Annotated in this window: 26 protein-coding genes, 1 tRNA gene and 1 riboswitch; of the genes, 19 read left to right on the top strand and 8 right to left on the bottom strand. The window is 60.4% G+C overall.

Annotated features, from left to right (window positions below; translation table 11 throughout):
• Positions 1 to 1,014: 1,014 nt before the first annotated feature.
• Positions 1,015 to 1,689, bottom strand: coding sequence for a TIGR04283 family arsenosugar biosynthesis glycosyltransferase (locus tag GOX21_RS05385; RefSeq protein ID WP_170375962.1), 675 nt, complete (start codon positions 1,687 to 1,689; stop codon positions 1,015 to 1,017).
• 73 nt (positions 1,690 to 1,762) lie between these two features.
• Here GOX21_RS05385 and ygfZ point away from each other — a divergent pair, with 73 nt between their 5' ends.
• Both ygfZ and GOX21_RS05395 read left to right on the top strand, forming a co-directional pair.
• On the top strand, positions 1,763 to 2,500 hold the full coding sequence (ygfZ, locus tag GOX21_RS05390) for a CAF17-like 4Fe-4S cluster assembly/insertion protein YgfZ (protein ID WP_170376130.1): 738 nt from the start codon (positions 1,763 to 1,765) through the stop codon (positions 2,498 to 2,500).
• Between the two features lie 104 nt (positions 2,501 to 2,604).
• Positions 2,605 to 3,549, top strand: coding sequence for an ABC transporter transmembrane domain-containing protein (locus GOX21_RS05395; protein WP_170375964.1), 945 nt, complete (start codon positions 2,605 to 2,607; stop codon positions 3,547 to 3,549).
• A gap of 57 nt (positions 3,550 to 3,606) precedes the next feature.
• Here GOX21_RS05395 and efp read toward each other — a convergent pair whose 3' ends face one another.
• Positions 3,607 to 4,170: an elongation factor P gene (efp, locus tag GOX21_RS05400; protein ID WP_170349189.1), complete on the bottom strand. Its 564-nt coding sequence runs from the start codon at positions 4,168 to 4,170 to the stop codon at positions 3,607 to 3,609.
• Between the two features lie 218 nt (positions 4,171 to 4,388).
• Here efp and GOX21_RS05405 point away from each other — a divergent pair, with 218 nt between their 5' ends.
• On the top strand, positions 4,389 to 4,709 hold the full coding sequence (locus tag GOX21_RS05405) for a DUF6280 family protein (protein WP_008757056.1): 321 nt from the start codon (positions 4,389 to 4,391) through the stop codon (positions 4,707 to 4,709).
• Positions 4,710 to 4,772: 63 nt separating this feature from the next.
• Here GOX21_RS05405 and GOX21_RS05410 read toward each other — a convergent pair whose 3' ends face one another.
• A complete protein-coding gene (locus tag GOX21_RS05410; protein WP_170375966.1) occupies positions 4,773 to 5,342 on the bottom strand; it encodes a cobalamin biosynthesis protein CobQ in 570 nt (189 codons plus the stop codon).
• Positions 5,343 to 5,403: 61 nt separating this feature from the next.
• On the opposite strand from GOX21_RS05410, the gene GOX21_RS05415 reads away from it, so the two are divergent.
• Entirely contained in the window at positions 5,404 to 6,861 is a 1,458-nt protein-coding gene (locus GOX21_RS05415) for a cobyric acid synthase (protein ID WP_170375968.1), read from the top strand.
• A gap of 3 nt (positions 6,862 to 6,864) precedes the next feature.
• On the opposite strand, the gene GOX21_RS05420 is transcribed toward GOX21_RS05415, so the two are convergent.
• The 3 genes from GOX21_RS05420 to GOX21_RS05430 all read right to left on the bottom strand — a co-directional run bounded on the left by GOX21_RS05420 (position 6,865) and on the right by GOX21_RS05430 (position 9,986).
• Complete coding sequence (locus GOX21_RS05420) at positions 6,865 to 7,743, bottom strand: hypothetical protein (RefSeq protein ID WP_170347761.1); 879 nt, start codon at positions 7,741 to 7,743, stop codon at positions 6,865 to 6,867.
• Between the two features lie 74 nt (positions 7,744 to 7,817).
• The gene (locus GOX21_RS05425; protein WP_170349192.1) at positions 7,818 to 9,236 is read right to left on the bottom strand and encodes a TolC family outer membrane protein; all 1,419 of its coding nucleotides are present in this window, start codon (positions 9,234 to 9,236) and stop codon (positions 7,818 to 7,820) included.
• 96 nt (positions 9,237 to 9,332) lie between these two features.
• On the bottom strand, positions 9,333 to 9,986 hold the full coding sequence (locus tag GOX21_RS05430; RefSeq protein ID WP_170349438.1) for a protein-L-isoaspartate O-methyltransferase family protein: 654 nt from the start codon (positions 9,984 to 9,986) through the stop codon (positions 9,333 to 9,335).
• Between the two features lie 228 nt (positions 9,987 to 10,214).
• Here GOX21_RS05430 and GOX21_RS05435 point away from each other — a divergent pair.
• Positions 10,215 to 10,288, top strand: a tRNA-Cys gene (locus GOX21_RS05435).
• Positions 10,289 to 10,332: 44 nt separating this feature from the next.
• Here GOX21_RS05435 and GOX21_RS05440 read toward each other — a convergent pair.
• Positions 10,333 to 11,289 carry an NAD(P)-dependent oxidoreductase gene (locus GOX21_RS05440; RefSeq protein ID WP_170375970.1) on the bottom strand — a complete coding sequence of 319 codons (957 nt, stop codon included), beginning with the start codon at positions 11,287 to 11,289 and terminating at the stop codon, positions 10,333 to 10,335.
• Between the two features lie 102 nt (positions 11,290 to 11,391).
• Between GOX21_RS05440 and GOX21_RS05445 the strand changes: the two genes are divergently transcribed.
• From GOX21_RS05445 to cobJ, 8 genes are all read left to right on the top strand, one after another.
• Positions 11,392 to 12,276 (top strand): LysR substrate-binding domain-containing protein, encoded by an 885-nt coding sequence (locus tag GOX21_RS05445; protein ID WP_170375972.1) that lies wholly within the window; start codon positions 11,392 to 11,394, stop codon positions 12,274 to 12,276.
• 72 nt (positions 12,277 to 12,348) lie between these two features.
• Positions 12,349 to 12,557, top strand: a riboswitch (cobalamin riboswitch).
• 83 nt (positions 12,558 to 12,640) lie between these two features.
• Entirely contained in the window at positions 12,641 to 13,030 is a 390-nt protein-coding gene (locus GOX21_RS05450; protein ID WP_170375974.1) for a DUF1636 family protein, read from the top strand.
• A complete protein-coding gene (gene cobW / locus GOX21_RS05455) occupies positions 13,027 to 14,082 on the top strand; it encodes a cobalamin biosynthesis protein CobW (protein ID WP_170359201.1) in 1,056 nt (351 codons plus the stop codon). Before GOX21_RS05450 ends, cobW begins: the two co-directional genes overlap by 4 nt.
• A gap of 3 nt (positions 14,083 to 14,085) precedes the next feature.
• Entirely contained in the window at positions 14,086 to 17,379 is a 3,294-nt protein-coding gene (cobN, locus tag GOX21_RS05460; RefSeq protein WP_170375976.1) for a cobaltochelatase subunit CobN, read from the top strand.
• A complete protein-coding gene (cobG, locus tag GOX21_RS05465) occupies positions 17,376 to 18,515 on the top strand; it encodes a precorrin-3B synthase (RefSeq protein WP_170375978.1) in 1,140 nt (379 codons plus the stop codon). The genes cobN and cobG overlap by 4 nt, the downstream gene beginning before the upstream one ends.
• Positions 18,515 to 19,144, top strand: a complete 630-nt coding sequence (locus tag GOX21_RS05470; protein WP_170375980.1) for a precorrin-8X methylmutase — start codon at positions 18,515 to 18,517, stop codon at positions 19,142 to 19,144. Before cobG ends, GOX21_RS05470 begins: the two co-directional genes overlap by 1 nt.
• A complete protein-coding gene (locus tag GOX21_RS05475) occupies positions 19,141 to 19,869 on the top strand; it encodes a precorrin-2 C(20)-methyltransferase (protein WP_170349249.1) in 729 nt (242 codons plus the stop codon). Before GOX21_RS05470 ends, GOX21_RS05475 begins: the two co-directional genes overlap by 4 nt.
• Entirely contained in the window at positions 19,866 to 20,618 is a 753-nt protein-coding gene (cobJ, locus tag GOX21_RS05480) for a precorrin-3B C(17)-methyltransferase (RefSeq protein ID WP_170375981.1), read from the top strand. The genes GOX21_RS05475 and cobJ overlap by 4 nt, the downstream gene beginning before the upstream one ends.
• On the opposite strand, the gene GOX21_RS05485 is transcribed toward cobJ, so the two are convergent.
• Positions 20,591 to 21,340: a cobalt-precorrin-6A reductase gene (locus GOX21_RS05485; protein WP_170375983.1), complete on the bottom strand. Its 750-nt coding sequence runs from the start codon at positions 21,338 to 21,340 to the stop codon at positions 20,591 to 20,593. The genes cobJ and GOX21_RS05485 overlap by 28 nt on opposite strands.
• Here GOX21_RS05485 and cbiE point away from each other — a divergent pair.
• The 6 genes from cbiE to cobF are packed head-to-tail and all read left to right on the top strand — an operon-like array spanning position 21,339 to position 26,464.
• Positions 21,339 to 22,538: a precorrin-6y C5,15-methyltransferase (decarboxylating) subunit CbiE gene (gene cbiE / locus GOX21_RS05490; protein ID WP_170375986.1), complete on the top strand. Its 1,200-nt coding sequence runs from the start codon at positions 21,339 to 21,341 to the stop codon at positions 22,536 to 22,538. The two genes, GOX21_RS05485 and cbiE, sit on opposite strands and share 2 nt — an antisense overlap.
• Positions 22,535 to 22,903 carry a cobalamin biosynthesis protein gene (locus GOX21_RS05495; RefSeq protein WP_170375988.1) on the top strand — a complete coding sequence of 123 codons (369 nt, stop codon included), beginning with the start codon at positions 22,535 to 22,537 and terminating at the stop codon, positions 22,901 to 22,903. The genes cbiE and GOX21_RS05495 overlap by 4 nt, the downstream gene beginning before the upstream one ends.
• On the top strand, positions 22,900 to 23,694 hold the full coding sequence (cobM, locus tag GOX21_RS05500) for a precorrin-4 C(11)-methyltransferase (RefSeq protein WP_170349254.1): 795 nt from the start codon (positions 22,900 to 22,902) through the stop codon (positions 23,692 to 23,694). Before GOX21_RS05495 ends, cobM begins: the two co-directional genes overlap by 4 nt.
• Entirely contained in the window at positions 23,687 to 25,003 is a 1,317-nt protein-coding gene (locus GOX21_RS05505; RefSeq protein WP_170375990.1) for a cobyrinate a,c-diamide synthase, read from the top strand. Before cobM ends, GOX21_RS05505 begins: the two co-directional genes overlap by 8 nt.
• Positions 25,000 to 25,728, top strand: a complete 729-nt coding sequence (gene cobA, locus GOX21_RS05510; protein WP_170375992.1) for a uroporphyrinogen-III C-methyltransferase — start codon at positions 25,000 to 25,002, stop codon at positions 25,726 to 25,728. Before GOX21_RS05505 ends, cobA begins: the two co-directional genes overlap by 4 nt.
• Positions 25,721 to 26,464 (top strand): precorrin-6A synthase (deacetylating), encoded by a 744-nt coding sequence (cobF, locus tag GOX21_RS05515; RefSeq protein ID WP_170375994.1) that lies wholly within the window; start codon positions 25,721 to 25,723, stop codon positions 26,462 to 26,464. The genes cobA and cobF overlap by 8 nt, the downstream gene beginning before the upstream one ends.
• Positions 26,465 to 26,474 lie beyond the last annotated feature (10 nt).

Genomic DNA, 26,474 nt, shown 5'->3' on the forward strand with positions numbered 1-26,474 from the left:
AAACTGTCCTGCAAATCGGACCGGCTAAGTTATTTGCACAGGTTGAGGCCGATCACAACGCAGCTTCGATCAGTGTTTTGAGAATGTTTTCGGTGAGTCTGTTTGGGTTTCCACCGCAGGAGGAAGCGGTGATTGTGCCGTTGACCAGCGCAAGATAGCTGCCCTGCAGGCCAAGCCCTATTGATGCGAAATCTCTACAACTGAACGTGAGGAGTGTTGCCAGCGCGCTGGCGCGCGGTCACTTTGGTGTCATGACATTTGTGACCGAAAATCAACTGCCCCTGCTGATATTGTTCTTTATTATTGGCTCGGTTGGCACCGCGTTTCTATTTCGCAAACCGGCCGGGCACCGGGCATGGAAGCTGGCCGACCTTGTCTGGGTCGTTCTGGGCGGGATCGGCGCACTGGTGGCGGTTCTGGCCGGGCTCTACACCTCGGACAGTTCGCGGTTGGACCGGCAAATCGATGTGGCTTATGCCGCGACGCTTGCTTTTGACCGCGACGCCGCGCGGTTCCGTCTGCGGTTCTGCGATCCGGCCTACGACCCGGACACCGCCGTTTTGTGCGATAAGGTTGAATTCCTTTCGGCCTCAACCGCCAGCAATGCTGACCTGCCCTTGTTCATCGCCGTGACCAATGAGGTCGCGCCCTTGCAAGGATTGCATTTCCTGTTAGGCGGACAAGCAAGAGACGAGCAGGAGGAAATTCGCGCTATGGCCGCCAAGGCCGATGCGTTCAGCATCGATCAGTTCCTTGTTTTCACCACGCTGGACGATGCAACACAGGTTGCGATCGACAACATGCGCCGGAAAGTTCCCGCCATTGCCGGGGATTATCTGATCCTTGCCCAAAGCTATGATGACCTGGTTGAACAGGTCGGAAAGCTAAAAGACGAATGGGAATACCTGCAGGAAAACGCGCATATACTGGTGTTGCAAATCGTCGCCCTGTGTCTGGTCAGCTTTGCCGCGCCCTTCCGATTGGGCAAATCCATTGTCGAACTGCGCACAACGCTCAGCGTCGGTACGCCTGCGCCAAGCGTTCCGGATCAGCCCCAAGAAAATATCGTGTCAGGGTCCACAAATTCTGTGCCCCCCGACGCACCCACCCCGCCCGTGCATAGCGGTCCGCGCTCGTAACCGCGCGGGTGTTCAACAGGGTGATGCGGGGCAAGGCGCGCACCAGCGCCACGTCCTCCATCAACGGCTGGTCCGGGTAGCCTGCGGCTTTGTCATAGGCGCGACGTGACACCAGAAGCCCCTGATCACCATAAGGTAAGCTAAACACCCGGCTGCGCATATTGGCCCAGCCCGCAACCCAGGCTGGCCAGAACCCGCTGGCCTGAAAGGTCAGACGAAAAGCCGCGGGGTTGCCCGTGGGCAGATGCTCTCCGACGTCCTTGCTCCACCCTTCTTGCAGGACGGTATCGGCGTGCAAAACCAAAAGCCATTCACCTTTGGCTACCGCGCAGCCCCGCAGCAACTGCCCCCCGCGTGAGGGCGGCCCGGTCACAATCTCAGCCCCTGCCTCTTCTGCAATTTCAAGGGTCTGGTCGGTTGAACCGCCATCGGTAACGATCAGCTCTCGGACCAACCCCGTGTGCAAACCCTCCATCAAAACCGGCAAGGAGTCCAACAAGGCCTCAGCCGCGTTCAGGGTCGGAATGACGATGCTGATTGGTGCTGGCAAGGCGGATATCCTCTGGTCATGGCGACGCGATCTCCTATATCACGAGGCCAAGGGAAAAGACGAGGACCACCCCATGCCCAATCGCCGTATTCTGCGCCTTAGCGGGTCGGACACTGACAGCTTTCTTCAAGGGCTGGTCACCAATGATATTTCCGGGCTGGATCAGGGACTGGTTTATGCCGCACTGCTGACCCCGCAGGGCAAGTATCTGGCGGATTTCTTTCTGAAACGCGACGGCGATACGGTGCTACTGGATGTCGCCGAGGATATCGCCGACGGGTTCGTCAAGCGTCTGGGCATGTACAAGCTGCGCGCCGATGTTTCGATCGAAGATAGCGGGCTGAATCTGCAACGCGGCACCGGCCCGGCACCCGCAGGCGCCCTGCCCGACCCGCGCCATCCAGATATGGGGTGGCGGGCGTATTCGGTCGAGGCCGACGGCGACGATGGTACGGATTGGGACGCCATCCGCGTGCGACACTGCATTCCGGAAACCGGTATCGAGCTGACCCCCGACAGCTATATCCTTGAATCTGGATTCGAGGGTCTGAACGGCGTCGATTTTAAAAAAGGGTGCTATGTCGGGCAGGAAGTCACCGCCCGGATGAAGCATAAGACCGAGTTGCGTAAAGGGCTGTGTAGCGTTCGGGTTAATGGCACGGCGCCCGTTGGGACCGAGATCACATCGGGTGGCAAACCGGCCGGCACCTTGTTCACCCAATCGAACGGTCAGGGGATCGCCTATCTGAGGTTTGACCGCGCCAACGACGATATGCAGGCCGCCGAGGCCACCGTCACGCTTGACGCCTAACATGTTGCTATTCCGGCACGGCTGAACCGTTGCGCGGCCCGGTACCCTTTGAACCCATTCGGGGCGCTGCCACACTGCGGTCAGTCCACTGAACGGATGCGCATATGCTTAAGTTATACGCTGCGATCTGGCGTGCCAGCGCCGGACGGCAAATCATTCTTATTGTCCTATCCATCGCCATCGCAGGCCTTGCTGCGGTGCCATTAGAGTTTCAGCGCGATATCGTTAACCATCTGACCTCGAACGATATCAGCACCGAGCGATTGCTATATCTGGGTGCAGGCATGATGTCGGTCATCCTGCTGAGCCTCGCCTTAAAGTGGCTGCTGGGCTATCGCGCCGGGACGCTCGGCGAGGATCTGATCCGCATGATCCGCCAGCGGCTTTTGGTGCGCTCATCGGACCTGAGTGAAACCGGTGAGAAAATGCGCTCGGGAACCATGACCACGGCTATTTCCGCCGAGGCCGAGGAGCTGGGAAAGTTCGCCGGTGGTGCCTTTTCAGACCCGGTTGTGCAGATCGGCACGCTGATCAGCGTCATTGGCTACATCTCATCAACGCAACCCGGGCTGGGCATGATCGCCTTTTCAATGATCGTGCCGCAGATCGTGATTGTGCTGGTCTCGCAGCGAAAGGTGAACGTCTTCGTTGCCGAAAGGGTCCGCATATTGCGCAGCTCTACCGACAGGCTGACGACCGAGGACATTGACGCTGTTGCGCGCGATATCGAGGCTCAGTTCGACGATATCTACAACACGCGCCGCCGCATGTTCCTGTGGAAGCTGTCCGCCAAATTTCTGCTGAGCGTGATTAACGGCGCAGGCACGGTCGGTGTTCTGATGCTGGGCGGGTACCTGGTTCTGAATGGCAAAACGGATGTGGGCACCGTGGTCGCCGCTACCAGCGGTCTTGGCCGCATTCAGGGCCCCACGGCCTTTTTGATCGCCTTTTACCGACAAGTCAGTGCCAACCGCATTAAATACGAACTGATGCTGGAATTGTTCGGTCCGAACCCAGAACGATATCGTCGACCCAGAAAGCTAAACTAAAAAAGACCGCGCGGCCCCTGCCGTCGCGGTCTTTTCGTGTTTTGCCAAAGCACCGATTTACGCGCGTTCGGAATATTCCATGCTTTCGGTGTTCACCACGATCATCTCATCCTGACCGATGAAGGGCGGCACCATGACCTTCACGCCGTTATCCAGAATGGCTGGCTTGAACGAGTTTGCAGCAGTTTGACCTTTGACCACCGGCTCGGTCTCGACGATCTTGCAGGTCACTTTTTGCGGCAATGTGGCGTTCAGTGCTTCGCTTTCATAGAATTCGACCACGATGGTCATGCCGTCCTGCAGAAACGGGCGGCGTTCGCCCAGCAATTCGGCGGGCAGTTCGATCTGCTCATAGGTCTCGGAATCCATGAACACCAGCATGCCGTCAGATTCGTACAGGAACTGCTGATCTTTCTGTTCCAGGCGCACGCGCTCGACCTTATCCGCCGAACGGAAACGTTCGTTCAATTTCGAACCATTGCGCAGGTTGCGCAGTTCGACTTGCGCAAAAGCACCGCCTTTACCGGGCTTTACATGGTCGACCTTAACAGCAGCCCACAGCCCGTCATTATGCTCAAGCACGTTGCCGGGGCGAATTTCGTTCCCATTTATCTTGGGCATCACATAAATCCTTCACAAACGGTTGATGCGTCAGTTCCCGTCCCTATATCTGGCGTAACCACACCTGACAAGACAACGAGACCTAGTGCTGCACTTGCAGCAAGCTATGCAAATGACGCAACGCAACTATGCATTTTAGCTGTATCCGAATCACATCTAATAGGTCATAAGGACCGTCACGCCGAAAATGCAAGAGCAAGAACAACAAGGAAGACGAGATGAGAGATTTCGTTGACGGCACTGCCTTTAACAATGAGCAAGGCAATCGTGCACGCAAACTTTTCGCAGCCGTTGTGCTGGCTGCACTGGACGACGCTATTGCCGATGACAAGAAATACGGCAACGGCCCGGAACAGATCGCCCGTTGGGCCCGCTCGCGCGATGGCCGCGAGGTGCTGTCCTGCGCAGGTATCGACCCCAACGAGCGGGTTGTCGGCGGGTTGATGGAGTTCGTTGGTCGTGGCGTGCGTACCTCGGTCGCGCTGTCGCGTGAAGAAAGCGAGCGTCGTAATGCCGCTCAGCAGGCAGAAGCCGCTTAAACCAAGGCGACATCTGCAGGAAAAAGCGCGCCCACTTTCCGGGCGCGTTTTTCTATTTCCGGGTCAGAAAAACAGCAGCCATTGGCGGGCAACCCAAATCTCGGCCCCCAACAATGCGGTAAAGAATAGCTTGGCGGGCGCTGACAGCCCCCTATTCCATAGCACCACATAAGAACCAGCACATATAACGACAGAAACAGGCGCTACCAAAAGCGCGTGATACGCACTGTCCCAATAGCTGACCGGGCTGTGAAAGACCCAATCGCTCAGCGGCCAGAATTGCGGCCGACCGTCACCAGCATGCAGTAGGAAATCCATCGACAGATGCAGCAGCCCTGCGGATGCGGTGACCGTCAAAAACCGCCATCCCCGCCAGTGCCCAAGCATCAACGCCAACCCCCACAGGATGAATGAGTTGTCGATGGCAAACACCGTCTGCCAGGCTGGTGAGAAGTATAGTTCGTCAAAGACGACCTGTGGCGGGATGCTCAAGACGTGCAAGGACACTCCAGCCATGACGTACAGCGACAGATCGGGCAGAACCGAGCCCAGCACCGCAGCCCACAGAATGGCCCCCCGCGCAGGCCGCGCAAAAGCAGCGGCGCCGATCAAAAGATGCGCGGGCGTGTTCATCCGGGGCTTTCCCTTTGGTGTCAAATCAGGTCATCTGCGCCCTAACGTATAGGAGACGACCATGGTTCGCGCCATCATGATTCAGGGCACCGGCAGCAACGTCGGGAAATCAGTTTTGGTGGCCGGGCTTGCGCGCGCTTATACGCGGCGCGGGCTGAAAGTAGCGCCGTTCAAGCCGCAGAACATGTCCAACAACGCCGCCGTGACCGAGAATGGTGGCGAGATTGGCCGCGCCCAGGCCCTGCAGGCACGTGCTGCCAAGCGTCCGACCCATACGGATATGAACCCGATTCTGTTGAAACCGGAAACGGACACCGGCGCTCAGATCATTGTTCAGGGTCAGCGTGCAGGCACGATGAAGGCGGGCGACTATCGCAAGGACAAGTCCAAGCTGTTGGATGCCGCGCTTGAAAGTTTTGACCGACTGTGCAGCGATGCCGATCTGGTGCTGATCGAAGGTGCCGGCAGCCCGGCTGAAACCAACCTGCGCAAGGGCGACATTGCTAATATGGGTTTTGCCTGTGCCGCTGACGTACCGGTCGTTCTGGTGGGCGATATTCACCGAGGCGGAGTCATTGCGCAAATCGTCGGCACGCAGGCGGTTTTGGATGCCGGTGATCTTGAGATGATCACAGGTTTCGCCGTCAACCGGTTCAAGGGCGACGTCTCTTTGTTTGACGAAGGGCGCGACGACATTGCCGCGCGCACAGGATGGCCATGCATGGGCGTAGTTCCGTGGTTTCATGACGCCTGGAAATTACCCGCTGAGGATATGATGGACATTCGCTCGCACAGTGGCGGGGCCTGCAAAGTGGTTGTCCCGCAATTGGAACGCATGGCGAATTTCGACGATCTTGATCCGCTGTCCGCCGAACCGGGGGTCAGCGTTGAAATCATCCCAGCCGGGCGTCCTTTGCCGGGTGATGCCGATCTGGTGCTGTTACCCGGCAGCAAATCCACCATCGGCGATCTGGCCTATTTCCGGGCGCAGGGCTGGGATATCGACCTATATGCCCATGTTCGCCGGGGTGGCCATGTGCTGGGCCTGTGCGGTGGCTATCAGATGCTGGGCAAAACCATCGCCGATCCCGATGGCGTCGATGGCCGACCCGGCACTGTTGACGGGCTGGGCTTGTTGGACGTGACCACCCTCATGGCAGGCCAAAAGCAGGTCACCCTGCGCACGGCACGCACCATTCCTGGAAATGAGCCAGTCACCGGGTATGAAATTCACATGGGCCGAACCGAAGGTCCCGATTGCGATCGCGCCTGGCTTGAGATCGAAGAGCGGCCGGAAGGTGCTGCTGACAGCACAGGCCGCATCCGCGGGAGCTACCTGCACGGCATCTTTTCTTCTGACGCTTTCCGCGCCCGCTACCTGCAGCAGTTGGGCGCAGAATCGGACCTGTTATATGAGGATGGGGTCGAGGATACGCTGGACGCGCTGGCGGACCATCTGGAACAGCATATGGACCTGGATCGCCTGCTGGGTATGGCCCGGCCGCCGAAGCGGCCCTAAGGGTTAATCGACCTCGCGCTCGGCCAGTGCGCGGTAAATCTCACGCCGCACCATCTTGCGGACGTTGCGAGTGATACGCTGGCCTAGAACGCCCTGCAGCTCTTCCCGAACGACCTGTGCGATCAGACCGCGCATTGCGTCTTCGTCCAAAGTCAGCGCGCTTTGTCCGGTAGCCAGAGGAGCTGTGTTCATCACTGGCAAGTCTTTGCCTGCAGTCTGCGCATTTTTGCCAGTTGGCCGCACGTGCAGTTCTTTTGCTTCTGATTTGACCGCCTGCGCAGACGCCACGACCGCAGGGTCCCGGACGAAGGTTGCCTTTGTGGCTGTGTCAACGTCTTCGTGTATCGTTTCAGCTTGGCTGATCTTTGCCGAGTAGGTGATGTTGAACTCATCTTCTGCGGCCCACTCCAGCGGTTTTGCCGGTGTCTCGACCTCCGCCGCCCACTCCAGCGGCTTTGTCGGCGTGCCGGAATAAGCATCTTCGCTGTCGCCGTCCGGCTCCCACTGATCTTCGGTTCGGGCAATTGCGGTTTCCAGCGCTTCGATCTTGGCGCTCAGACTGCCGGTCAGGCCGTCCTCTGGCTCAGTCGTGGTTTGCTGTTCGACCGCGGGTTCGGCATGTTTCACGATATCACAAGCCCGCAGAAGCATCGGTTTGACAGAATCTTCGGCCTTGTAAATCGGTTCCGCTTTTTCTGGCTGAGGCTTCTCTTTCACGGCCACTTCACCGACTCGCAATGCGTCGGTCAGAACCAGCCTGCCAGGCTTTCGCGTGTTGGATGACGCCATAACACCCGGAATTTTACGATCTTCTTCGGTGACCAGACGCTTAATCGAGGACAAGACGTCCTCGATTCCCGCTTTTACGACTTTATCCGTCATTGTTCTCTACCGCTCTATCCTCGGGATCGAGTGTAGCTAAACAAACCGGTCCTAACAACAGGTAGTATTGGCCCTTAGTCGCGACGCAACGCTTTGAGGACGCGATCCAGGTCCCGGCTTTGTCTGCTGATCTGCGCCGGAGCCTTTTTAACCAAGTTGTAATACAGGGTTGGATCATAAATCTGGACAGCCAGACCCAGACGTTCAGCCGTCAGCAAACCCTGCGCATCCAGCAGTTGATAAGCGGCACGCGACCGTTCGGTGCGCGATGCAACCTCGGCCAGTTGCGCGTCCAATAGATCCTGCTGCGCGTTCAGCACGTCCAGCGTGGTCCGCGCACCCAAGGTTGCTTCTTCGCGGATACCGTCAAACGCCACTTGCGAGGCCCGGACCCGTTCCGTAGACGCCCTTAGGCTGGCACTGGCGGCCTGGTAAGCGGCATAGGCGTCCGCGACCCCCTGGGTGATATCCTTTTGCACGTTCAGCAAATTGGCGCGCGATGCGTCGCGAGTTGCCATTGCCCGACGGACCGTGGCGGCCAGACGGCCACCGGCATAGATCGGCTGTTCAAAGCGCAACGCGACAGTCGCATCTTCGAGGCTGTCATCGTTGTCATAGCTTTCGCGCAGGCCCGCGTCAGCATTCAGCCTGACATTCGGACCAAGGTTGGCACGCTGCTGTTGAACGAACAAATCCAGCGCCCGCACCTGATGTTGCGCTGACTGAATAGCCGGATGGTTGCGCTGTGCAAGACTAACGGCTTCACCTTCGGATCGCGGCAGGTTCGGCAGGCTTGGTTGACCGGCAGTACGGCCTGGCGCCTTGCCCACGGCGTTCACATATTCCGCCTGCGCAATGCTCAGGTTACCGCGCGCAACCGCTAGATCCGCTTGCGAGCTGGCCAGCTGTGCTTCGGACAGCGCGACGTCCGTCCGGGTCACCTCACCCACATCAAAGCGGTCCTGAGAGGCGCGCAATTCTTCGGCAGACACATCCACGTTGTTCAGGCGAATCTGAACGGTTTCTTCTTGCAGCAGAACACCCAAATACGCGTTCAGGCCGCGAAACAGGACGTCCTGTTCGACGTCCAGCAAGGTTTGCCGTGTGGCCAGCACCGTTTCCTGCGCCGATTGCTTGCCCAGAACCGAGAAGCCGCCATCATAGATCAGCTGGCTCAGGGTGAGGCCGGTGAAAAAGTTGGCTGGCTCATCCCGCACAACACCAGCGCTCGTGCTGTTGCGATTGTAATTCTGACTGACCTCGACCGCCCAGTTGATGATCGGGCGCAGCGCTGACAGCGCGATTGCGACGTCTTCATCAGCCGCGCGCAACAAGGCGCGGTTCTGTTCCAGCAGCCCACTTGTATTGTAAGCCCCGATAAACGCGTCGGTCAGGTTATCAGCCCATACCGCACGCCCTGGTACAACACTGAGCGCGAGCCCCGCAGTCAGCGCCATCGCCTTTGTTAGCTTTCCCCCTGTCCTTGAACGCATATCGAAATCCTTCTCAAATCAAAATTACGCTGCCCTGAGCGTAGTTTGCGCCGATGTTTTCAACTAATCAAGGTCGCAGAAAAATAAGCGATGAAATTATAGCGAAAATGCACACTCGGCGGAAAATGCCTGCAAAACCGGGGCATTGGCGTTGAATGCATGACGCCACGTCACCCGACCGCCGGATTTATGCCCGATCCGAACGGTTCCAAGCTCTCCTTCGACGAACAGGCAGGCAATGCGTCCGTGATCCTTCAACTGGGCGATCAATGCCTCGGGAACCTGCTCAACCCCGCCTTGTATCATGATGACGTCATAGGGGCCGTGTTCGGTCGCGCCCTGCGCCAGCGGCCCAACATGTACAATCGCGTTGTCGGCGTCTGCTTCCATCAAGATCGTTTGCGCTTCGGCGGCCATATCTTCATCTTCTTCCACGGCAACCACCAACTGCGCCATACGCGCAGCAACCGCAGTGGAATAGCCCAGAGCCGGGGCGATATCCAAAACAGCCTCGTCATTCGAGATATTCAGCGCATCCAGCATTTTGGCCAATGTCCGCGGTTCGGGCAAGCAACGGTCGCCACCAAGGTCGATCACGCCTTCGGCGTAAGCCGCTTCACGCTGAGCGTCAGGTACAAAATTCTCTCTCTGAACGGTCAGCATGGCGTCAATGATGGGGAATTTCGTTACATCCGAAGGTCGGATCTGCGTATCGACCATCGTGCGGCGCCGGGTTGCGAAATCTGTCATTGGATCGCCCATGTTTTTCCCTAGTGTTCCCGGCTTTTGCCACATCCAGAAGAAACCGGCAACGGCTGCAACGTCGAAAGTTTCACCAGATCGCAGAGACTTGGTGTCGCGCCGCGCCATGCCGCAACACATGGAGGTGGATTTTTGCAATCAACCCACTGGACGCCCCTGACGAAAGGTGTTAAAACGCCTGCCACACCACAGCAAGTATTTGATTTTACTTGAAAAGGCGAGTTGGCGGAGTGGTGACGCAGCGGATTGCAAATCCGTGTACACCGGTTCGATTCCGGTACTCGCCTCCACTTTTTTGATTATCTAACCGGTATTCAACTGCGCTCGGTGTGCGCTATTCGGCCTGACCTCTCTGTGGGATAACTTCATAACCCGGCTCTTCCGGTTCATCATCCTGCATCTCGTTCGGGAAACCGGGCGCCGTGATATCCAGCCCGGTCGCGTCCTCCAACCGTTTGATAATATTCGGGGACAGTTCGCGTTCACCATAGCGGGCGATACCGTCGTCGAAGATGCGGATCATTACCGGGTTGATTTCCAAGGGCACTCCGGCGCGGTCGGCGACGTCTTGGAACAGTCCGATGTCCTTTTTGACAAGGTCCATGGTGAAAGAGATATCGCGGGACCCGTTCAGAATGACTTGGCTTTCCGTTTCATGCACGAACGAAGTACCCGACGAAATCTTTATCGCCTCATAAGTGGTGTTCAAATCCATCCCGGCCGCTTTGGCCGTTACCAGCGCTTCGGCACAGGTGATCAGGTTGGCGGTCGCCAGATAGTTGGTCAGAACTTTTAGGACCGAGGCTGAGCCCAACTCCCCCGTGTGCAGCACGCGCCGCCCCATCGTGGTTAAAAACGGCAGAATCCGCTCAAAGGTTTCGCGATCACATCCGGCGAAAATCGAGATATTGCCAGTGGCCGCCCGGTGGCACCCGCCCGAAACCGGGCAATCCACCGCCGCGCCTCCACGCTCGATCACCATGGCGCCCAGTCGTTTAACCTCGGCTTCGTCGGTGGTCGACATCTCCATCCAGATCTTGCCCGGCCCGACCTCGGGCAGCATATCTTGCATCACTGCGTCCGAGGCCGCCGGGGACGGCAGGCAGGTTATAACGGCATCGCAGTCCCGCATCATCTGCGCCGGGCTTTCCGCGGCTTCGGCCCCCTTGGCCACAAACTCGGCCACCAAATCGGGGTTAAGGTCGTGAACCGTCAGGTCAATCCCGTTGCGCAGAAGCGAGCCGGACAGTTTGCCGCCCACATTTCCTAAACCGATAAATCCGACTTTCATTTTTCCCTCCTGACGGTCGTATTCGGGCCGAGTATCAGTGTTGTCTGTTAGAAACGAAAATGATTAATAATGCCAATTATGGTCAAAATAATTTGGTGATATATGGACCGCCTTCCAAACCCCACATGGTTGCGCAGCTTTGAAACCGCCGCGCGGCATCTGAATTTCACCACCACAGCAAAAGAGCTGGGCCTGACGCAGACGGCGGTCTCATTGCATATCCGGTCGCTTGAGGCCGAGCTTGGGCAAAAGCTGTTCACCCGGAATGCCCGGCGGTTGGAACTGACTGAGCTGGGGCAGTCTTATTCGTTGACTGTGCGGCGTGCGCTTGGCGACATCGCCCTGTCCACCAACAGCCTGTTCGGCCCTGCCTCTCGCCAGACCCTGACGATCCGTGCGGCGATATCGACAGCCACCTATTGGGTCGCGGCGGAACTGCCCGACTTTACCGCTCGCCACCCCGAGATCCCCGTACGCCTTGTCTCGCACATCTGGAATGACAGCGTGGCCCCCGGCGATGTGGATGTGGAAATCCGGTTGGGTTATGGCGATTGGCTCGGCGTTCAGTCCGAAAAGCTGACAGACGAAATGCTGGTACCGGTATGCCGGGCCGGGGACTCGCCCGCGACCCTGAACGTACTGCGGCAAGGCCCTCTGATTCATATCCTTGGATACGAAGACAACTGGGCGCGGTACTTTCAGGCCAACGGACTCGCGCTTCCGGACCAACCGCCCCGACATTCGGTGGACACCTCGGTCGCAGCACTGCAGCTTGTGATGGCCGGTGCGGGCTATGCAACGGTTCTGGAACGGTTCGCCCGGAATGCGATCCGGCAGGCTGCGCCGATTGCAATTGCGGGTCCTGCGATTCCCTTTGCCCAATCGCATTACCTGATCCGTACACAAGGCGCTGCGCAACCGACCGCTGCGGCAGGGTTGTTTTGCGCCTGGCTGCGGGAACGGCTGGCCGTGCATGCCGCAGATTGACACAGGCTGGTCGCTTTTTCGGTTTGAACGATTTCACCATGCGCCTCGTGCTTGACAAGCCCCCTGCCCGTGCCGCATGTCGCATGCGTTGGTGTCCATCTTCGGATGGATGAAAAGGGAATGCGTCAGCGGGCAACCGTCAAACGCAGCCGCCCCCGCGACCGTGACCGGAGAGGGTGCCCAATGCCACTGGCCCGCAAGGCCGGGAAGGCGGGACATCTGCCGGGGCAAACGCCCCGACATCCGCAAGCCGGGAGACCTGCCAGCACCCGAAGTTGAAACCGGACGGGGTGATCCGGTGTCGGGTCCATGTGCAGACGTGGCCCGCATGAAACCCCGTCCCCTGCAAAGAGGATTTGGGGGGATGAGAGACGTGACCGAGACTGCACCAGTCGAGCTGCTGGTCTGCACGACCTGTCGGCGTGGCCTGCCGATTGAAGACGATGCGCAACGTCCAGGTGCCCTGCTGCACAAGGCACTGGAAGACGCAGATTTGCCCGAAGGTATCGTGCTGAAGCCGGTCGAGTGCCTGTCAAATTGCGATCAGGGTTGTTCCATAGTGCTGCGCGGCGGACCGACCCGCTGGACCTTTGTGTACGAAAACCTGAACGAAATCGACCATGTCGACACCATCGTCGAAGGCGTCACCAAGTATCTCGCCGCCGAAGACGGTTTGGTCAAATGGCGCGAACGTCCCGAACATTTCCGCAAAAACTGTGCGGCCCGCATTCCCCCGATTGGAGCCCTGAAATGAGCAACCTCGAAAAACTCCCCGTCACTGTGATCACCGGCTTTCTGGGTTCGGGCAAAACCACGCTGGTCAAACATCTAATGCAGAACCCGCAGGGCAAGCGTCTGGCCGTTGTCGTCAATGAGTTCGGCGATGTTGGCGTCGATGGCGATATCCTGAAGTCCTGCGCCATTCCCGATTGCCCCGCAGAAAACATCATGGAATTGGCCAATGGTTGCATCTGTTGCACCGTGGCCGATGATTTCATCCCGACCATCGAAGCCCTAATGGCGCTGGAACCGCGCCCCGATCACATCCTGATCGAAACCTCGGGCTTGGCCCTGCCCAAGCCGCTGCTGAAAGCCTTTGACTGGCCCGATATCCGTTCGAAAATCACCGTGGACGGCGTGATCGCTCTGGCCGATGCCGAGGCTGTCGCCGCCGGTCGCTTCGCCCCGAATGTCGAGGCTGTGGACGCCCAGCGCCTGGCCGATGACTCGATCGACCACGAAACACCCCTGTCCGAGGTTTTCGAGGATCAGATCTCCTGCGCCGACATCATCCTGCTGACCAAGCCCGATCTGGCTGGTCCGGAAGGCGTGGCAAAGGCCAAAGAAGTGATCGCAGCCGAGGCTCCGCGCCCCCTGCCCGTCGTCGAAGTTGCCGAAGGCGCTGTGGACGTGCGCGTCGTACTGGGGCTTGAGGCTGCCGCCGAGGATGACATGGATGCACGCCCGTCGCACCACGATGGCCACCACGATCATGAACATGACGATTTCGAAAGCATTATCGTCGAGTTGCCGGAACAGACCGATCCGGCAGCACTGGTTGCCAATATCGAACGCTTGGCAAATGAGCTGAACATCCTGCGGGTCAAAGGTTACGCCGCTGTCCAGGGCAAACCGATGCGCTTGTTGGTCCAGGCGGTTGGCGCACGCGTGCGACATCAGTACGACCGCCCATGGGAACCCGGCGAAGAGCGCCGCTCGCGTCTGGTGGTGATTGCCGAACATGACGACATCAAAGAGGCCGCGATCCGCGAGATCCTCGTGGGTGTGACCGAGGCCGCCGAGTAAGCCATGCACGTCGTCTTCCGCGAAAGCCACGGGCTCGAGGAAACCGAGACCCCGACCGATCTGGGCCAAAGCCCGGCGGATCTGGTGGTGCTGTCCTTTTCGGACAGCGACCTCGGAGCTTTCGCGGCAGGCTGGCATCGCGGTGGCGGAGCTGAGGGGCGGATGCCCACGATGCGGTTGGCCAATCTGACGGCGCTGAAACACCCTCTGTCCGTCGATACCTACGTCGAACAAACTCTGGAAGGTGCGAAAGGCATTCTGATCCGCCTGATCGGCGGCGTGCCTTATTGGTCCTATGGCCTGCAGCAGGTTCTGGCGCTGGCGCAAGACAAGGGCATCGCGCTGGCTGTCCTGCCAGCTGATGGGCGCGAAGATACGCGGTTGGACGCCTTTTCCACCCTACCCGTTTCAACCCTGCGGCGGCTGGCGCATCTGTGCGATACCGGCGGCGAAGTCGCAGCCCAGGCCGCGCTGGCACAGATGGCGCTGGCGGCGGGGCTTTATGCAGGCCCTGTGATGGGCGCTAAAACCATCCCCGAATGCGGCGCCTGGTGCCCTGACCGTGGCGTGATTCCGGTGGAAAAGGCGTTCACGGGCGATGCAAAACGCATTCTCGTGAGTTTCTATCGCGCTTACCTGACCTCGGCGGACACCGCCCCGGTCGCGGCCCTGATCCGTAACCTGCGCGCGCGCGGGTTCGAGGCTGTGGGCCTGTTCGCGCCGTCGTTGAAAACCCCAAATGCCGCCGAATGGTTGCGCGGAAATATCGTAGCAATGCAGCCGTCAGCCATCATCAACGCCACTTCATTCTCGGGCAAGGGCGCGTCTGGCACATCTCCGCTGGACGCGGCCAATGTCCCTGTGTTTCAGGTCGCTTTGTCAACTGCACGCCGCAAGGCCTGGGCCGAGGCGGAACGTGGCCTCTCGCCCGCCGACCTTGCCATGCATGTGGTGTTGCCCGAGGTAGACGGGCGGATTTCGGCAGGCATCGCCTCATTCAAAGAACCCGGGAAACGTGACCCACATCTGGAATACTCGCGATTTGCCCACCGGGCCGAAGATGAACGGATCGAGGCCATCATCGACCGGGTGACCGGGTGGCTAGCTTTGCATGACAAGCCCAAGGTCGATCAAACCCCGGTGCTGGTGCTGTCCACTTACCCTGGTAAGGACTGGCAGATGGCCCATGCTGTGGGGTTGGACGCGCTGGCCTCAGTCGAGGCGATGTTGGCCGATCTGCAGGGCGAAGGGTACGACACCGCCCCCGCCCAACCCATTACCGAAACCCTTATGGATGCAAGGGTATCGTGGCCGCTTGCGGATTATCTGGCGGCGCTGGCCGATCTGCCGGATGAATTGCGCAGGGACCTCGAAACCGTTTGGGGACGGCCCGAGGATGATCCAGCATTAGCAGACGGCGCTTTCAATTTCACCGCTTTGCGTCGTGGCAAGGCCCTGATCGCGCTGCAACCCGAACGCGGCACGCCCGAGTTGCGCGAGGATGATTACCACGACCTCTCACGCACCCCACGCCACGGCTATGTGGCCTTTTATCTGTGGCTGCGCAGAGGGTTGGGTGCGGATGCGCTGATCCATATCGGCGCGCATGGCACGCTGGAATGGCTGCCTGGCAAATCGGTCGCCCTGTCGGCGAATTGCTGGCCCGAGGCGCTGATCCGCGATCTGCCGGTGATCTACCCCTTCATCGTCAATGACCCCGGCGAGGCCGCGCAGGCCAAGCGCCGGATCGGGGCGGTCACGCTGGGTCATATCCCACCCCCGATGAAGGAAAGCGGCACGCCCGACCGGATGGTGCGGCTGGAATCCCTGCTGGACGAGTTTTCGAACGCCGACGGGCTGGACCCCAAGCGCCGGGACCGCCTGCAAGAAGATATCCGGGATGAGGCGCAGGCCATCGGGTTGGAAAGCGATCTGGGTCTGGATCAGGCCACCTGCACCGCCGAGGCAATCACCCGCATCGACCGCTTTGTCTGTGATATCAAGGAAAGCCAGTTCGGTGACGGGTTGCACATCTTTGGTCGCACGCCTGAGGTCACCGGTAATTTTGACCCCGCCCCTTCCGCCCGTGCGGAACGCAGGGCTCTGCTTGACGTGCTGGCGGGAAAACGGATCGAGGCCGGACCGTCCGGCTCACCCTATCGTGGGCGGTCGGATGTGCTGCCTACCGGTCGGAACCTCTATACCACCGATCCGCGTTCGGTTCCTACCCGCGCCGCCTATACCCAAGGCGTGAAGCTGGCCGAAGAGCTGGTGCGCCGGCATTTGCAAGAGGAAGGTGATTATCCCAAGGGCCTGATCGTCGACCTATGGGGCTCGGCCACCATGCGCACGGCAGGCGAAGAATTCGCCATGGCGCTGCACCTGTTGGGCGTCAAGCCAGTCTGGGACAAGGGGTCCGAGCGAGTGTCAGGCATCGAAGTGCTGCCGATCACCGATCTCAGCCGCCCCCGCCTTGATGTGACCCTGCGCGTATCGGGCCTGTTCCGCGACGTGTTCCCGACGCTTTCGGCACTGTTCGGTCAGGCCGTCCGTGCCTTGTCTGACCGTGATGAAGCCCCGGATTGGAACCCCTATGCCGGGCAAGCCCCTGCCGCGCGAGTCTTTGGTCCAGCGCCCGGCAGCTATGGCGTGAATATGACGCAACTGTCTGAAATCTATACCGATGAAGCCCGCGCGCAGGCGGGTGAAGCATGGCTGCAGGCAAGCTCTTTTGCGTTGGAGGGCGACCATATCGCGCAGGATGTCACCGGCATCACCGAACGCGTCGCCAATGCCGACAGCTTTGTCCACCTGCAGGACCTGACCGAGACCGACCTGCTGCTGGCCAACGACTATGCCACGCACGAGGCCGGGTTTGCCGCTGCCAAGACCGTCATCGGCGGCAGCGCGCAATTGTACCACCTCGACAATACCAACCCCGACACTCCCCGCGCTCGTACCCTGTCCGAAGAAATCAGCCGCGTGGTTCATGCCCGCGCTGCCAATCCCGGCTGGATTGCAGGGATGCAACGGCACGGGTTCCGCGGGGCCGCAGAGATCGCGGCGACGCTGGACCATATGGCGTCTTTTGCCCACCTGTCCGGCACAGTCGCTCCGCACCTGTTCGATCTGTACCACGATGCCACGCTGGGTGACGCCGAGGTTGACGCCTTCCTGCAAGAGGCCAATCCGGAAGCACATCAAGCCATGCAGGACCGGTTCCGCGCATTGCTTGACGCGGGGTTGTGGAACACACGCCGGAACTCGATCCGCGCGGATCTGGAGGGGTTGGGATGAGCGCCCCCACCTCAAAACCTGTTGTTCAAGGCTGGTGCCCCGGCGCCCATCGTCCGATGATGTCGGGTGACGGGCTGGTGGTGCGGGTGCGCCCCCGGTTGGCACGTCTGAATGCGACGCAGGCTTTGGGCTTGTGCGAGTTGGCCGAGCGGTTTGGCAATGGCACCATCGACCTGACCAACCGAGCCAACCTGCAATTACGTGGTGTGAAAGAGGCCGATCACAAATCGTTGCTTTCTGAGCTTTCCGCGCTGGATCTTTTGGACGCCGAGCCGGGCATCGAAGTACGCCGCAACATTCTGGTTTCACCGCTTTACGAAACGGGCGATCTGACCGCGCGGCTGACGCAATCTTTGATCCATCGACTGGCAGACCTGCCAGCCTTGCCTGCGAAATTCGGTTTTGCCATCGACACTGGCCCGGCCCGTCTGATGGCCGCGGATTCTGCGGATATCCGGCTGGAGACCGGCGCGGAGGGCCTGATCCTTCGCGCCGATGGATGCGAGACGGGGCGCGCCGTCTCAGAGGTCGAAGCCATAGACCAGCTTATCGCGTTGGCTGAATGGTTTGCCGAAAACCAAACCTCGGACAATCGCCGCATGGCCCGCGTGGTCGCAGCACAAGCTTTGCCTTTGGAATGGCAAGGCAGCCCAGCCAACGCTGTTGGCTCACCGCTACAACCTGGCATTTGTGAACTGGGCACACTTTATGGTGCAGCATTCGGGCAACTGCCTGCGCGGCGTCTGTTCAGCTTGATCGAGGACACAGGCGCTTCCGCCCTGCGGGTGACCCCCTGGCGGCTGTTCCTGCTGGAAGGCGGGGCGGCGATCCCGGCCCCGGCCTTTGTCACAGATGGCACCGATCCGCTGATGACCACCGACGCCTGCCCCGGTGCACCGTTCTGCCCGCAGGCGCAGGTAGAAACCCGTGCTGTCGCCCGAGCGCTGGCACCGCATGTGGAAGGCAGCCTGCATGTGTCGGGCTGCTCAAAAGGATGCGCCCGAATGGGAACAGCGGATGTCACTTTGGTCGGTCGCGATGGACGATTTGACCTTGTCAAACACGGCCGCGCAGGGGATGAGCCCTGCCAACGCGGGCTGACCCCCGAAACACTTATGACCATGGACCTGACCTGATGCCCTATGAATATGAAACCGATGGCGCAGCGATCTATAAGGAAAGCTTTGCCACCATTCGGTCCGAGGCCGATCTGGCCCGGTTCGACGCCGACGAAGAGCAGGTTGCCGTCCGCATGATCCATGCCGCCGGGATGGTTGGGCTGGAAGAGTTCGTGCATTTCTCACCCGGTTTTGTGACCGCTGCCCGCACGGCACTGGAAAACGGCGCGCCAATCCTGTGTGACGCGCGCATGGTCAGCGAGGGCGTGACCCGGTTCCGCCTCCCCGCCGACAATGAAGTGATCTGCACCCTGCATGACGAACGCGTACGTCCGCTGGCCGCCGAGATGAGCAACACCCGTTCGGCCGCTGCGCTGGAATTGTGGCGCCCGCATCTTGAAGGTGCTGTTGTGGCCATCGGCAATGCTCCGACAGCACTCTTTCACCTGTTGAACATGCTGGAAGATCCCGACTGCCCGCGTCCTGCAGCCATCATCGGTTGCCCGGTGGGCTTTGTCGGCGCGGTCGAATCCAAGGACGCTTTGTGGGCGGCGCAACCGGTGCCATCCTGTATCGTCAAAGGTCGTCTGGGCGGCAGCGCCATCACCGTCGCCGCCGTCAACGCCATCGCGAGCCGCGCGGAATGAGCGCGGGCAAGATATACGGCGTCGGCCTTGGCCCCGGCGACCCGGACCTGATGAGCGTTCGGGCCGACCGTCTGCTGCGCAATGCGCGCCACGTGGCGTTTTTCCGCAAACCTGGCCGCAGCGGTCAGGCACGCAAGATCGTCAATGGCATGATCCCCGGCGATGCTGTGGAATTTCCGATGGAATATCCCGTCACCACCGAAATCCCCCTAACCGATCCGCGTTATAACGAGCTGCTGTCTGCCTTCTACAAAGACTGCGCCGCGCATTTGAAAACTCTGTCGGATGAAGGTGAGGATGTGGTGGTTTTGTGTGAAGGTGACCCATTTTTCTATGGGTCTTTCATGCATCTTTACAGCCGCTTGCGTGACGAAGCTGACGTCGAAGTCGTTCCCGCCATCACCGGTATGTCCGGCGCGTGGACAGCAACCGGTGACCCGATCACGTGGGGCGATGATGTCCTGACCGTTCTGGTCGGCACACTCCCCGAAGATACTCTGGCGGAACGCATGGCGCAGACCGATGCTTTGGTGGTGATGAAGATCGGGCGCAACATCGAAAAGGTGAAACGGGCCCTGAAAACGGCTGGCCTGTATGATCGAGCATGGATCGTCGAATACGCTCAGATGCCGAACCAGACCGTGACGAAACTGTCCGAGGCATGTGACAAGGTCACACCCTACTTCTCGATCATCATCGTGCATGGTCAGGGGCGGCGGCCATGAGCGGTTGGGTCAAGATCGCGGGTCTCGGCCCCGGAAACGAGGACCTTGTAACGCCCGAGGTTTCCGCCGCATTGGCCGAGGCCACGGATATCGTCGGCTATATCCCTTACGTCGCGCGCGTGGCCGAACGCCCCGGCCTGACGCTGCACGCCAGCGACAACCGCGTCGAGATTGACAGGTCGCAGCACGCGTTGCAGATGGCGGCCGAGGGGAAACGTGTGGTCGTTGTGTCCTCGGGCGATCCAGGCGTGTTTGCCATGGCGGCCGCCGTGTTTGAGGCGCTGGAAAATGGCCCTGTTGAATGGCGCGAAATTCCCATCGACGTGTTGCCGGGCATCACCGCGATGCTGGCCGCATCGGCGCGTGCGGGAGCACCTTTGGGGCATGATTTCTGTGCCATCAACCTCAGCGACAATCTGAAACCCTGGTCGCTGATCGAGAAACGTCTCCGATTGGCGGCGCAGGGTGACTTCGCGATGGCGTTTTACAACCCGCGCTCAAAATCCCGCCCCGAAGGCTTTGTTAAGACGCTGGAAATACTGCGCGAGGAATGTGAGCCCGAACGTCTGATCCTGTTCGCTCGCGCCGTATCCCGCGCGGATGAGGCGATCCGGGTTTCGACACTGGCCGAGGCAACGCCGGATATGGCGGACATGCAGACGGTGGTTATCGTGGGATCATCCCTGACTCGTGTGATTGATCGCAACAGCGCCCCGATCGTCTACACCCCGAGGTTCACACCGGAATGAGCCAGCCAGTCCAAAACCTGCGTAATGCTCGTCAGTTCGTGCCGTTGTGGCAGGATCGGACGGTCGATCATCAGCACCGGCACGCCCAACGCCCGCGCGGCGTCCAGCTTGGCGCGCGCGCCGCTGCCGCCTGCGTTCTTGGACACGACCAATTCGATGTCATGGCGTTGCATCAGCGCCCGGTCATCCGCTTCGGTAAACGGCCCGCGCGACACAACCACATCGCAATTCGGCAAGGGCAATTCACCGGGTTCATCCACCAGCCGCAGCAGGTAGTGGTGTTGGGGCTGGGCGGCGAAGTCCTCAAGGTGCATCCGCCCCACGGCCAGAAAGACACGTTGCGCCAGGCCGGACAGGGCAGCCACTGCGCAGTCGATATGAGGAACGTGCTGCCAGCGGTCCCCGTCTTGTGCCGTCCAGGCCGGACGGGTCAGCGCGCCCAGTGGCAGCCCGGTATCGCGGCAGGCTGTAATGGCGTTCCGACTCATTTGCGCGGCAAAGGGATGGGTGGCGTCGACCACGTGAGTTATCGCGTGATCGCAAAGGTACTGCGCCAACCCCTGCGCGCCGCCAAAACCACCGACACGCACAGGCAAGGGTTGCGGGCGGGGGTTATCGACCCGTCCGGCATAGGAATAGGTTGCCGGAACGCCCTGCGCGGCCACGGCCTTAGCCAGCGCGTTGGCCTCGGTCGTACCGCCAAGGATCAGGAGGTGTGTCATGCTTAAAGCTCCGTGGCTGACCGTTCTGGGCTTGGGCGAAGATGGACTGGATGGCCTGCCACCGGCAAGCCGTCAAGTGCTGGAACGCGCCGAAATCGTCATGGGCCCACCACGGCACCTGTCGCTGATCCCCGAGGCCGGTGCGCAAAGGGTTGAGTGGCCTGTGCCTTTCTCCGATGGCCTTCCGATGCTGGCCGGCTTTAGGGGCCGTCCGACTGTGGTTCTCGCCTCGGGCGATCCCTTCTGGTTTGGTGCAGGTTCAGTTATCGCGCGCAATTTCGAGGCTGGCGAATGGACTGCCCTGCCCGGCCAATCGACCTTTTCGCTGGCCGCTGCGCGATTGGGCTGGCCGCTAGAGACCACGCTGACCTTCGGCCTGCACGCGGCCCCGCTGACCCGGTTGCGTCCTGATCTGGCACCGGGAGTACGTGCCATCCTGCTGTTACGGGACGGCAAGGCGGTGGCGGAACTGGCGACCTATTTGACCGAAACCGGTTTTGCCGACACCCGCCTGCATGTGATGGAGGCTCTGGGCGGCCCTCGAGAACGGGCGCGAAGTGTATCGCTGACCGAAGCGCTGCTGGGCGGATTCGACCACCCGGTCTGCGTCGGGCTTGAGGTTGCAGGCGAAGGCCGCGCCTTTCCAAAGGCGTCGGGCAAGCCGGACGAGATATTTGAAACCGATGGCCAAATCACCAAGCGCCCCGTGCGGGCATTAACTCTGTCGGCACTGGCGCCGCAGCGGGGCGAACACCTTTGGGATATCGGCGGCGGCACGGGTTCGATCAGCATCGAATGGCTGATGTGTGACCCGACCCTGACGGCCACAACCATCGAACCCCGCGCAGATCGCGCCGAGCGCATTCGGCGCAACGCTGATACGCTGGGCCAGGACCGATTGAATGTTGTGCACGGCACTGCTCCGGGCTCACTGGGTGGTCTGACCTTGCCGGACGTGGTTTTCATCGGCGGTGGTCTCAGCACCGAACTGATGGAATGGCTGCAAGCCGCCCTACCCAAAGGCACAAGGCTGGTCGCCAACGCGGTGACGTTGGAAAGCGAAGCTTTGCTCGCGCAGTGGCAGGACAAGCTGGGCGGCGAGCTGTTGCGGATCGAACTGGCGCAAGCCTCGGCACTTGGCCCCCGGCGCGGCTGGAAGTCCGCTTATCCGGTGGTGCAGTGGAGCGTCACCCTATGATCGTCGCGGGATTGGGATTTTCATCTACGGCCACGTTGGACAGCCTGCGCGCGGCCTTTGACCGGGCCAGCGACGGGCAGCGCGTGGATGCGCTGGCCACGGTGGCGAACAAAGACGGACATCCTGCGTTGATCGAATTCGCCTCGGCCATCGCACTGCCCTTGCATTTCGTCGCCCCTGCCGATCTGGCCGGGCAGCGCACGCTCACCTGCTCGAACCGCAGCCGCGCCACGTATGGCACCGGCAGCGTGGCCGAAGCATCCGCCCTTGCCGCTGCCGGATCCGGCGCGCGGCTGACCTCACCCAGACAAATCTCAGACGACCGGCTGGCCACCTGCGCCATAGCCATCGGAGGACAAACATGACTGTTCATTTCATTGGCGCCGGACCGGGCGCTGCCGACCTGCTGACCCTGCGCGGACGTGATATCATCGCGTCATGCCCTGTATGCCTTTACGCCGGGTCGCTGGTGCCCGAGGAAATCCTTGGTCACTGTCCCGAGGACGCAAAGATCATAAACACCGCGTCGATGGATCTGGATCAGATCATGGCCGAGATCGAGACCGCACATCAGGCTGGTCAGGATGTGGCGCGCCTGCATTCCGGCGACCTGTCGGTCTGGTCAGCGATGGGTGAACAAATCAGACGGCTGAAAGAGATGGGCATCCCGGTCAGCGTGACGCCGGGCGTGCCGTCCTTTGCAGCTGCGGCGGCTTCACTGGGAACCGAGCTGACCCTGCCTGGACTGGCACAATCCGTGGTGCTGACCCGGACGCCGGGCCGTGCATCCTCGATGCCCGAAGGTGAGACGCTGGAGAATTTTGCCCGCACCGGTGCTACTTTGGCCATTCACCTGTCGATCGGCAATCTGGACAAGGTGATTGCCGATCTGACCCCCGCCTATGGTGCGGACTGCCCGGTGGCCGTGGTGTATCGCGCCAGTTGGCCGGATGAGAGGATCATCCGCGCCACGCTGGACACCTTGAAAGAGGCGCTGGATGAAAGCATCTCGCGCACCGCACTGATCATGGTGGGCCCGGCGCTGGCAGGCGAAGGGTTCGATGAAAGCTGCCTGTATTCAAAGGATTACGACCGCCGCTATCGTCCGCAAAGTGCCGATAGCCCGTGGTCAAGCTGGAGCCACGGTGATGACTAACCCCCCGGGTCTTCTGATTTCTGCCCCGTCCTCGGGAACAGGTAAGACAACGGTCATGCTGGGCCTATTGCGGGCATTGGCCGAGGATGGGCTGACCGTGCAACCATTCAAAAGCGGCCCGGACTATATCGACCCTGCCTTTCATAAGGCTGCTGCCGGGCGCTCCTCGTTCAATCTGGACAGTTGGGCTATGGGTGACCCGTTGCTGAGTGCGATTTCGGCGCAGGCTGAGGGTGCGGATATCGTGGTCGCCGAGGGATCGATGGGGCTGTTTGACGGCGTCGCCAAGCCGGGCGAGCTGGGGCACGGGTCCAGCGCCGAAACCGCCCAGCGCATGGGCTGGCCTGTGGTGCTGGTGCTGGATGTGGGCGGTCAGGCGCAATCAGCGGCGGCAACTGCACTGGGGTTTCGGATGTACAACTCCGACCTGCCGTTTGCCGGTGTAGTCCTGAACCGTTGCGCCAGCCCGCGGCACGAGCGTCTGACGCGTCTGGGTATGGAGCGCGCGGGTCTGCCAGTTCTGGGAGTTTTGCCCCGGCGCGGTGATCTGACCCTGCCGGAACGCCATCTGGGCCTGATACAGGCGGTCGAGCATCCTGATCTGGAAAGCGCAATTGTCGGCTATGCCGCGTTTCTGCGCGAACATGTGGATCTTGAGGCGGTCAAGGCGGCGGCTTCCTCAGGCCCCAATGGGCCATCGTCAGCCGCACTGCCGCGCCCTCCGGCGCAACGGATTGCGCTGGCCCGCGATGCCGCATTTTCCTTTACCTACCCGCATTTGCTTGAGGGATGGCGCACAGCGGGTGCAGAAATTCTACCGTTTTCACCTCTGGCAGACGAGGCACCTGCTGCAGATGCCGATCTGGTCTGGCTGCCTGGTGGCTATCCGGAACTGCATGCTGGCACGCTAGCCACCGCCAACACGTTCCAGACCGGACTGCGCAAACACGCTGAGTCCAAACCCGTGCATGGGGAATGCGGTGGATACATGGCGCTGGGACAGGCCTTAATCGACAAAGACGGCGAGCGACATCAGATGGCAGGCCTGCTGGGGCTGGTGACCTCGTATGAAAAGCGCAAGTTCAATCTGGGGTATCGGCGCGCAGAATTGCTGGCCCCGATGCCCGGTTTTGCAGCCGACACGGCTCTGCGGGGGCATGAATTCCATTATTCGTCGATCGTAGAACAGCCGGACGCACCGCTGGCGCGGGTGTTTGATGCTGAAGGTGCTGAAGGGCCGCAAACAGGTTCGGTGCGAGGGAACGTCACCGGTACGTTCTTTCACCTGATCGCCGAGGCCTCGGTATGAGCGGTTTCGTATCCTTCATAGGTTCCGGCCCCGGCGATCCTGAGCTTTTGACCCTGAAGGCGGTCGACCGGATGCAAAAAGCAGATGCGGTGCTGTTTGATGACCTCAGCAGCGGCCCAATCCTAAGTCATGCGCATGACGATGCAGATCTGGTGGGCGTGGGCAAACGGGCCGGGCGACCCTCACCCAAGCAGGATCACGTAAGCCGTCTGTTGGTGGATTACGCCAAGACCGGTGCTCGCGTGGTGCGATTGAAATCTGGTGATGGCGGGTTGTTCGGCAGACTGGAGGAAGAACTGGTTGCCCTGCGTGCGGCCGGGATCGAATATGAAATCATCCCTGGCATCCCCTCGGCGGTTGCGGCGGCGGCAGCAGCAGGAATACCCCTGACACGACGCCTGACTGCGCGGCGGGTGCAATTTGTCACTGGCCACGATGTCAGCGGCAAACTGCCCGAAGATCTGAACCTGCCCGCGCTGGCCGATCCGGACGCAACGACCGTGGTGTTCATGGGCAAACGGACCTTTCCCCTGTTGGTAAATGCGCTGCATGAGCATGGCCTGCCGTTGGAGACACCTGCCCTAATGGCCGAATCCGTATCGACTCCCGACCAGAGCCTGCACCGTGCAACAATTGGCGCGCTGTCGCAAAAGCTGGAGGCCGAGATCGGCACAGCCCCGGCGCTGATCCTGTATGGCCCGTTGGCAGAGTTCGACGATGTTTGAGTTGTCTCTAATCGGAATTGGCACTGGCAACCCGGATCACGTGACCTTGCAAGGGGCAAATGCCATCCGCGATGCAGACCTGATCCTGATCCCGCACAAGGGCGAGAACAAGGCTGATCTGGCCGGGTTGCGCGAAGAGATCATTGCAGCTGTGACTGACACTCCGCCGCAGATCGCCTATTTCGACATTCCCAAGCGCCGGGCTGATAATGGCTATCTGCGTGGGGTCGACGAATGGCATGATGCCATTGCCCTGCGCTGGCACGAGGCGATTGCGGCCCACCCGAATGCGCGACAAGTGGCACTGCTGATCTGGGGCGACCCGTCGCTTTATGACAGCTCGCTGCGAATCGCGTCGCGGCTGGACCCTCAGCCCACGACACGGGTGATCCCTGGCATCACCGCGCTGCAGGCATTGACGGCCGCCCACGCCATCCCGATCAATGATCTGGGCGCGCCTTTTGTTGTGACCACCGGACGGCGGATCAGAGATGAAGGCTGGCCGGCAACTGCCTCGAAAGTAGCGGTAATGCTGGATGGCGAGTGTTCGTTTCAATCCCTGGACATGGCCGATTATGACATCTGGTGGGGTGCCTATGTCGGCATGAAAGAGGAAATCCTGATCAAAGGCGCTTTGACCGATGTGGCGCAGGAGATTCTGGACACCCGCGCCAAGGCACGTGCCGATCATGGCTGGATCATGGATATCTATTTGCTGAAAAAGCGCGTGATCTGACCTAAAAGGT

This window comes from Ruegeria atlantica, assembly GCF_013032005.1.
GTDB classification, from domain to species: Bacteria; Pseudomonadota; Alphaproteobacteria; order Rhodobacterales; family Rhodobacteraceae; genus Ruegeria; species Ruegeria atlantica_A.

Coding starts and splice junctions, on each gene's coding strand:
- cobN (WP_170375976.1), top strand. CDS start 14,086: ATGCACGTCGTCTTCCGCGAAAGCCACGGGCTCGAGGAAACCGAGACC.
- GOX21_RS05470 (WP_170375980.1), top strand. CDS start 18,515: ATGCCCTATGAATATGAAACCGATGGCGCAGCGATCTATAAGGAAAGC.
- ygfZ (WP_170376130.1), top strand. CDS start 1,763: ATGCCCAATCGCCGTATTCTGCGCCTTAGCGGGTCGGACACTGACAGC.
- cobG (WP_170375978.1), top strand. CDS start 17,376: ATGAGCGCCCCCACCTCAAAACCTGTTGTTCAAGGCTGGTGCCCCGGC.
- GOX21_RS05405 (WP_008757056.1), top strand. CDS start 4,389: ATGAGAGATTTCGTTGACGGCACTGCCTTTAACAATGAGCAAGGCAAT.
- efp (WP_170349189.1), bottom strand. CDS start 4,170: ATGCCCAAGATAAATGGGAACGAAATTCGCCCCGGCAACGTGCTTGAG.
- GOX21_RS05420 (WP_170347761.1), bottom strand. CDS start 7,743: ATGACGGATAAAGTCGTAAAAGCGGGAATCGAGGACGTCTTGTCCTCG.
- GOX21_RS05425 (WP_170349192.1), bottom strand. CDS start 9,236: ATGCGTTCAAGGACAGGGGGAAAGCTAACAAAGGCGATGGCGCTGACT.
- GOX21_RS05445 (WP_170375972.1), top strand. CDS start 11,392: ATGGACCGCCTTCCAAACCCCACATGGTTGCGCAGCTTTGAAACCGCC.
- cobW (WP_170359201.1), top strand. CDS start 13,027: ATGAGCAACCTCGAAAAACTCCCCGTCACTGTGATCACCGGCTTTCTG.
- cobA (WP_170375992.1), top strand. CDS start 25,000: ATGAGCGGTTTCGTATCCTTCATAGGTTCCGGCCCCGGCGATCCTGAG.
- GOX21_RS05485 (WP_170375983.1), bottom strand. CDS start 21,340: ATGACACACCTCCTGATCCTTGGCGGTACGACCGAGGCCAACGCGCTG.
- GOX21_RS05395 (WP_170375964.1), top strand. CDS start 2,605: ATGCTTAAGTTATACGCTGCGATCTGGCGTGCCAGCGCCGGACGGCAA.
- GOX21_RS05440 (WP_170375970.1), bottom strand. CDS start 11,289: ATGAAAGTCGGATTTATCGGTTTAGGAAATGTGGGCGGCAAACTGTCC.
- cobM (WP_170349254.1), top strand. CDS start 22,900: ATGACTGTTCATTTCATTGGCGCCGGACCGGGCGCTGCCGACCTGCTG.
- GOX21_RS05430 (WP_170349438.1), bottom strand. CDS start 9,986: ATGACAGATTTCGCAACCCGGCGCCGCACGATGGTCGATACGCAGATC.
- GOX21_RS05410 (WP_170375966.1), bottom strand. CDS start 5,342: ATGAACACGCCCGCGCATCTTTTGATCGGCGCCGCTGCTTTTGCGCGG.
- GOX21_RS05475 (WP_170349249.1), top strand. CDS start 19,141: ATGAGCGCGGGCAAGATATACGGCGTCGGCCTTGGCCCCGGCGACCCG.
- cobF (WP_170375994.1), top strand. CDS start 25,721: ATGTTTGAGTTGTCTCTAATCGGAATTGGCACTGGCAACCCGGATCAC.
- GOX21_RS05450 (WP_170375974.1), top strand. CDS start 12,641: ATGAGAGACGTGACCGAGACTGCACCAGTCGAGCTGCTGGTCTGCACG.
- cobJ (WP_170375981.1), top strand. CDS start 19,866: ATGAGCGGTTGGGTCAAGATCGCGGGTCTCGGCCCCGGAAACGAGGAC.
- cbiE (WP_170375986.1), top strand. CDS start 21,339: ATGCTTAAAGCTCCGTGGCTGACCGTTCTGGGCTTGGGCGAAGATGGA.
- GOX21_RS05505 (WP_170375990.1), top strand. CDS start 23,687: ATGACTAACCCCCCGGGTCTTCTGATTTCTGCCCCGTCCTCGGGAACA.
- GOX21_RS05415 (WP_170375968.1), top strand. CDS start 5,404: ATGGTTCGCGCCATCATGATTCAGGGCACCGGCAGCAACGTCGGGAAA.
- GOX21_RS05495 (WP_170375988.1), top strand. CDS start 22,535: ATGATCGTCGCGGGATTGGGATTTTCATCTACGGCCACGTTGGACAGC.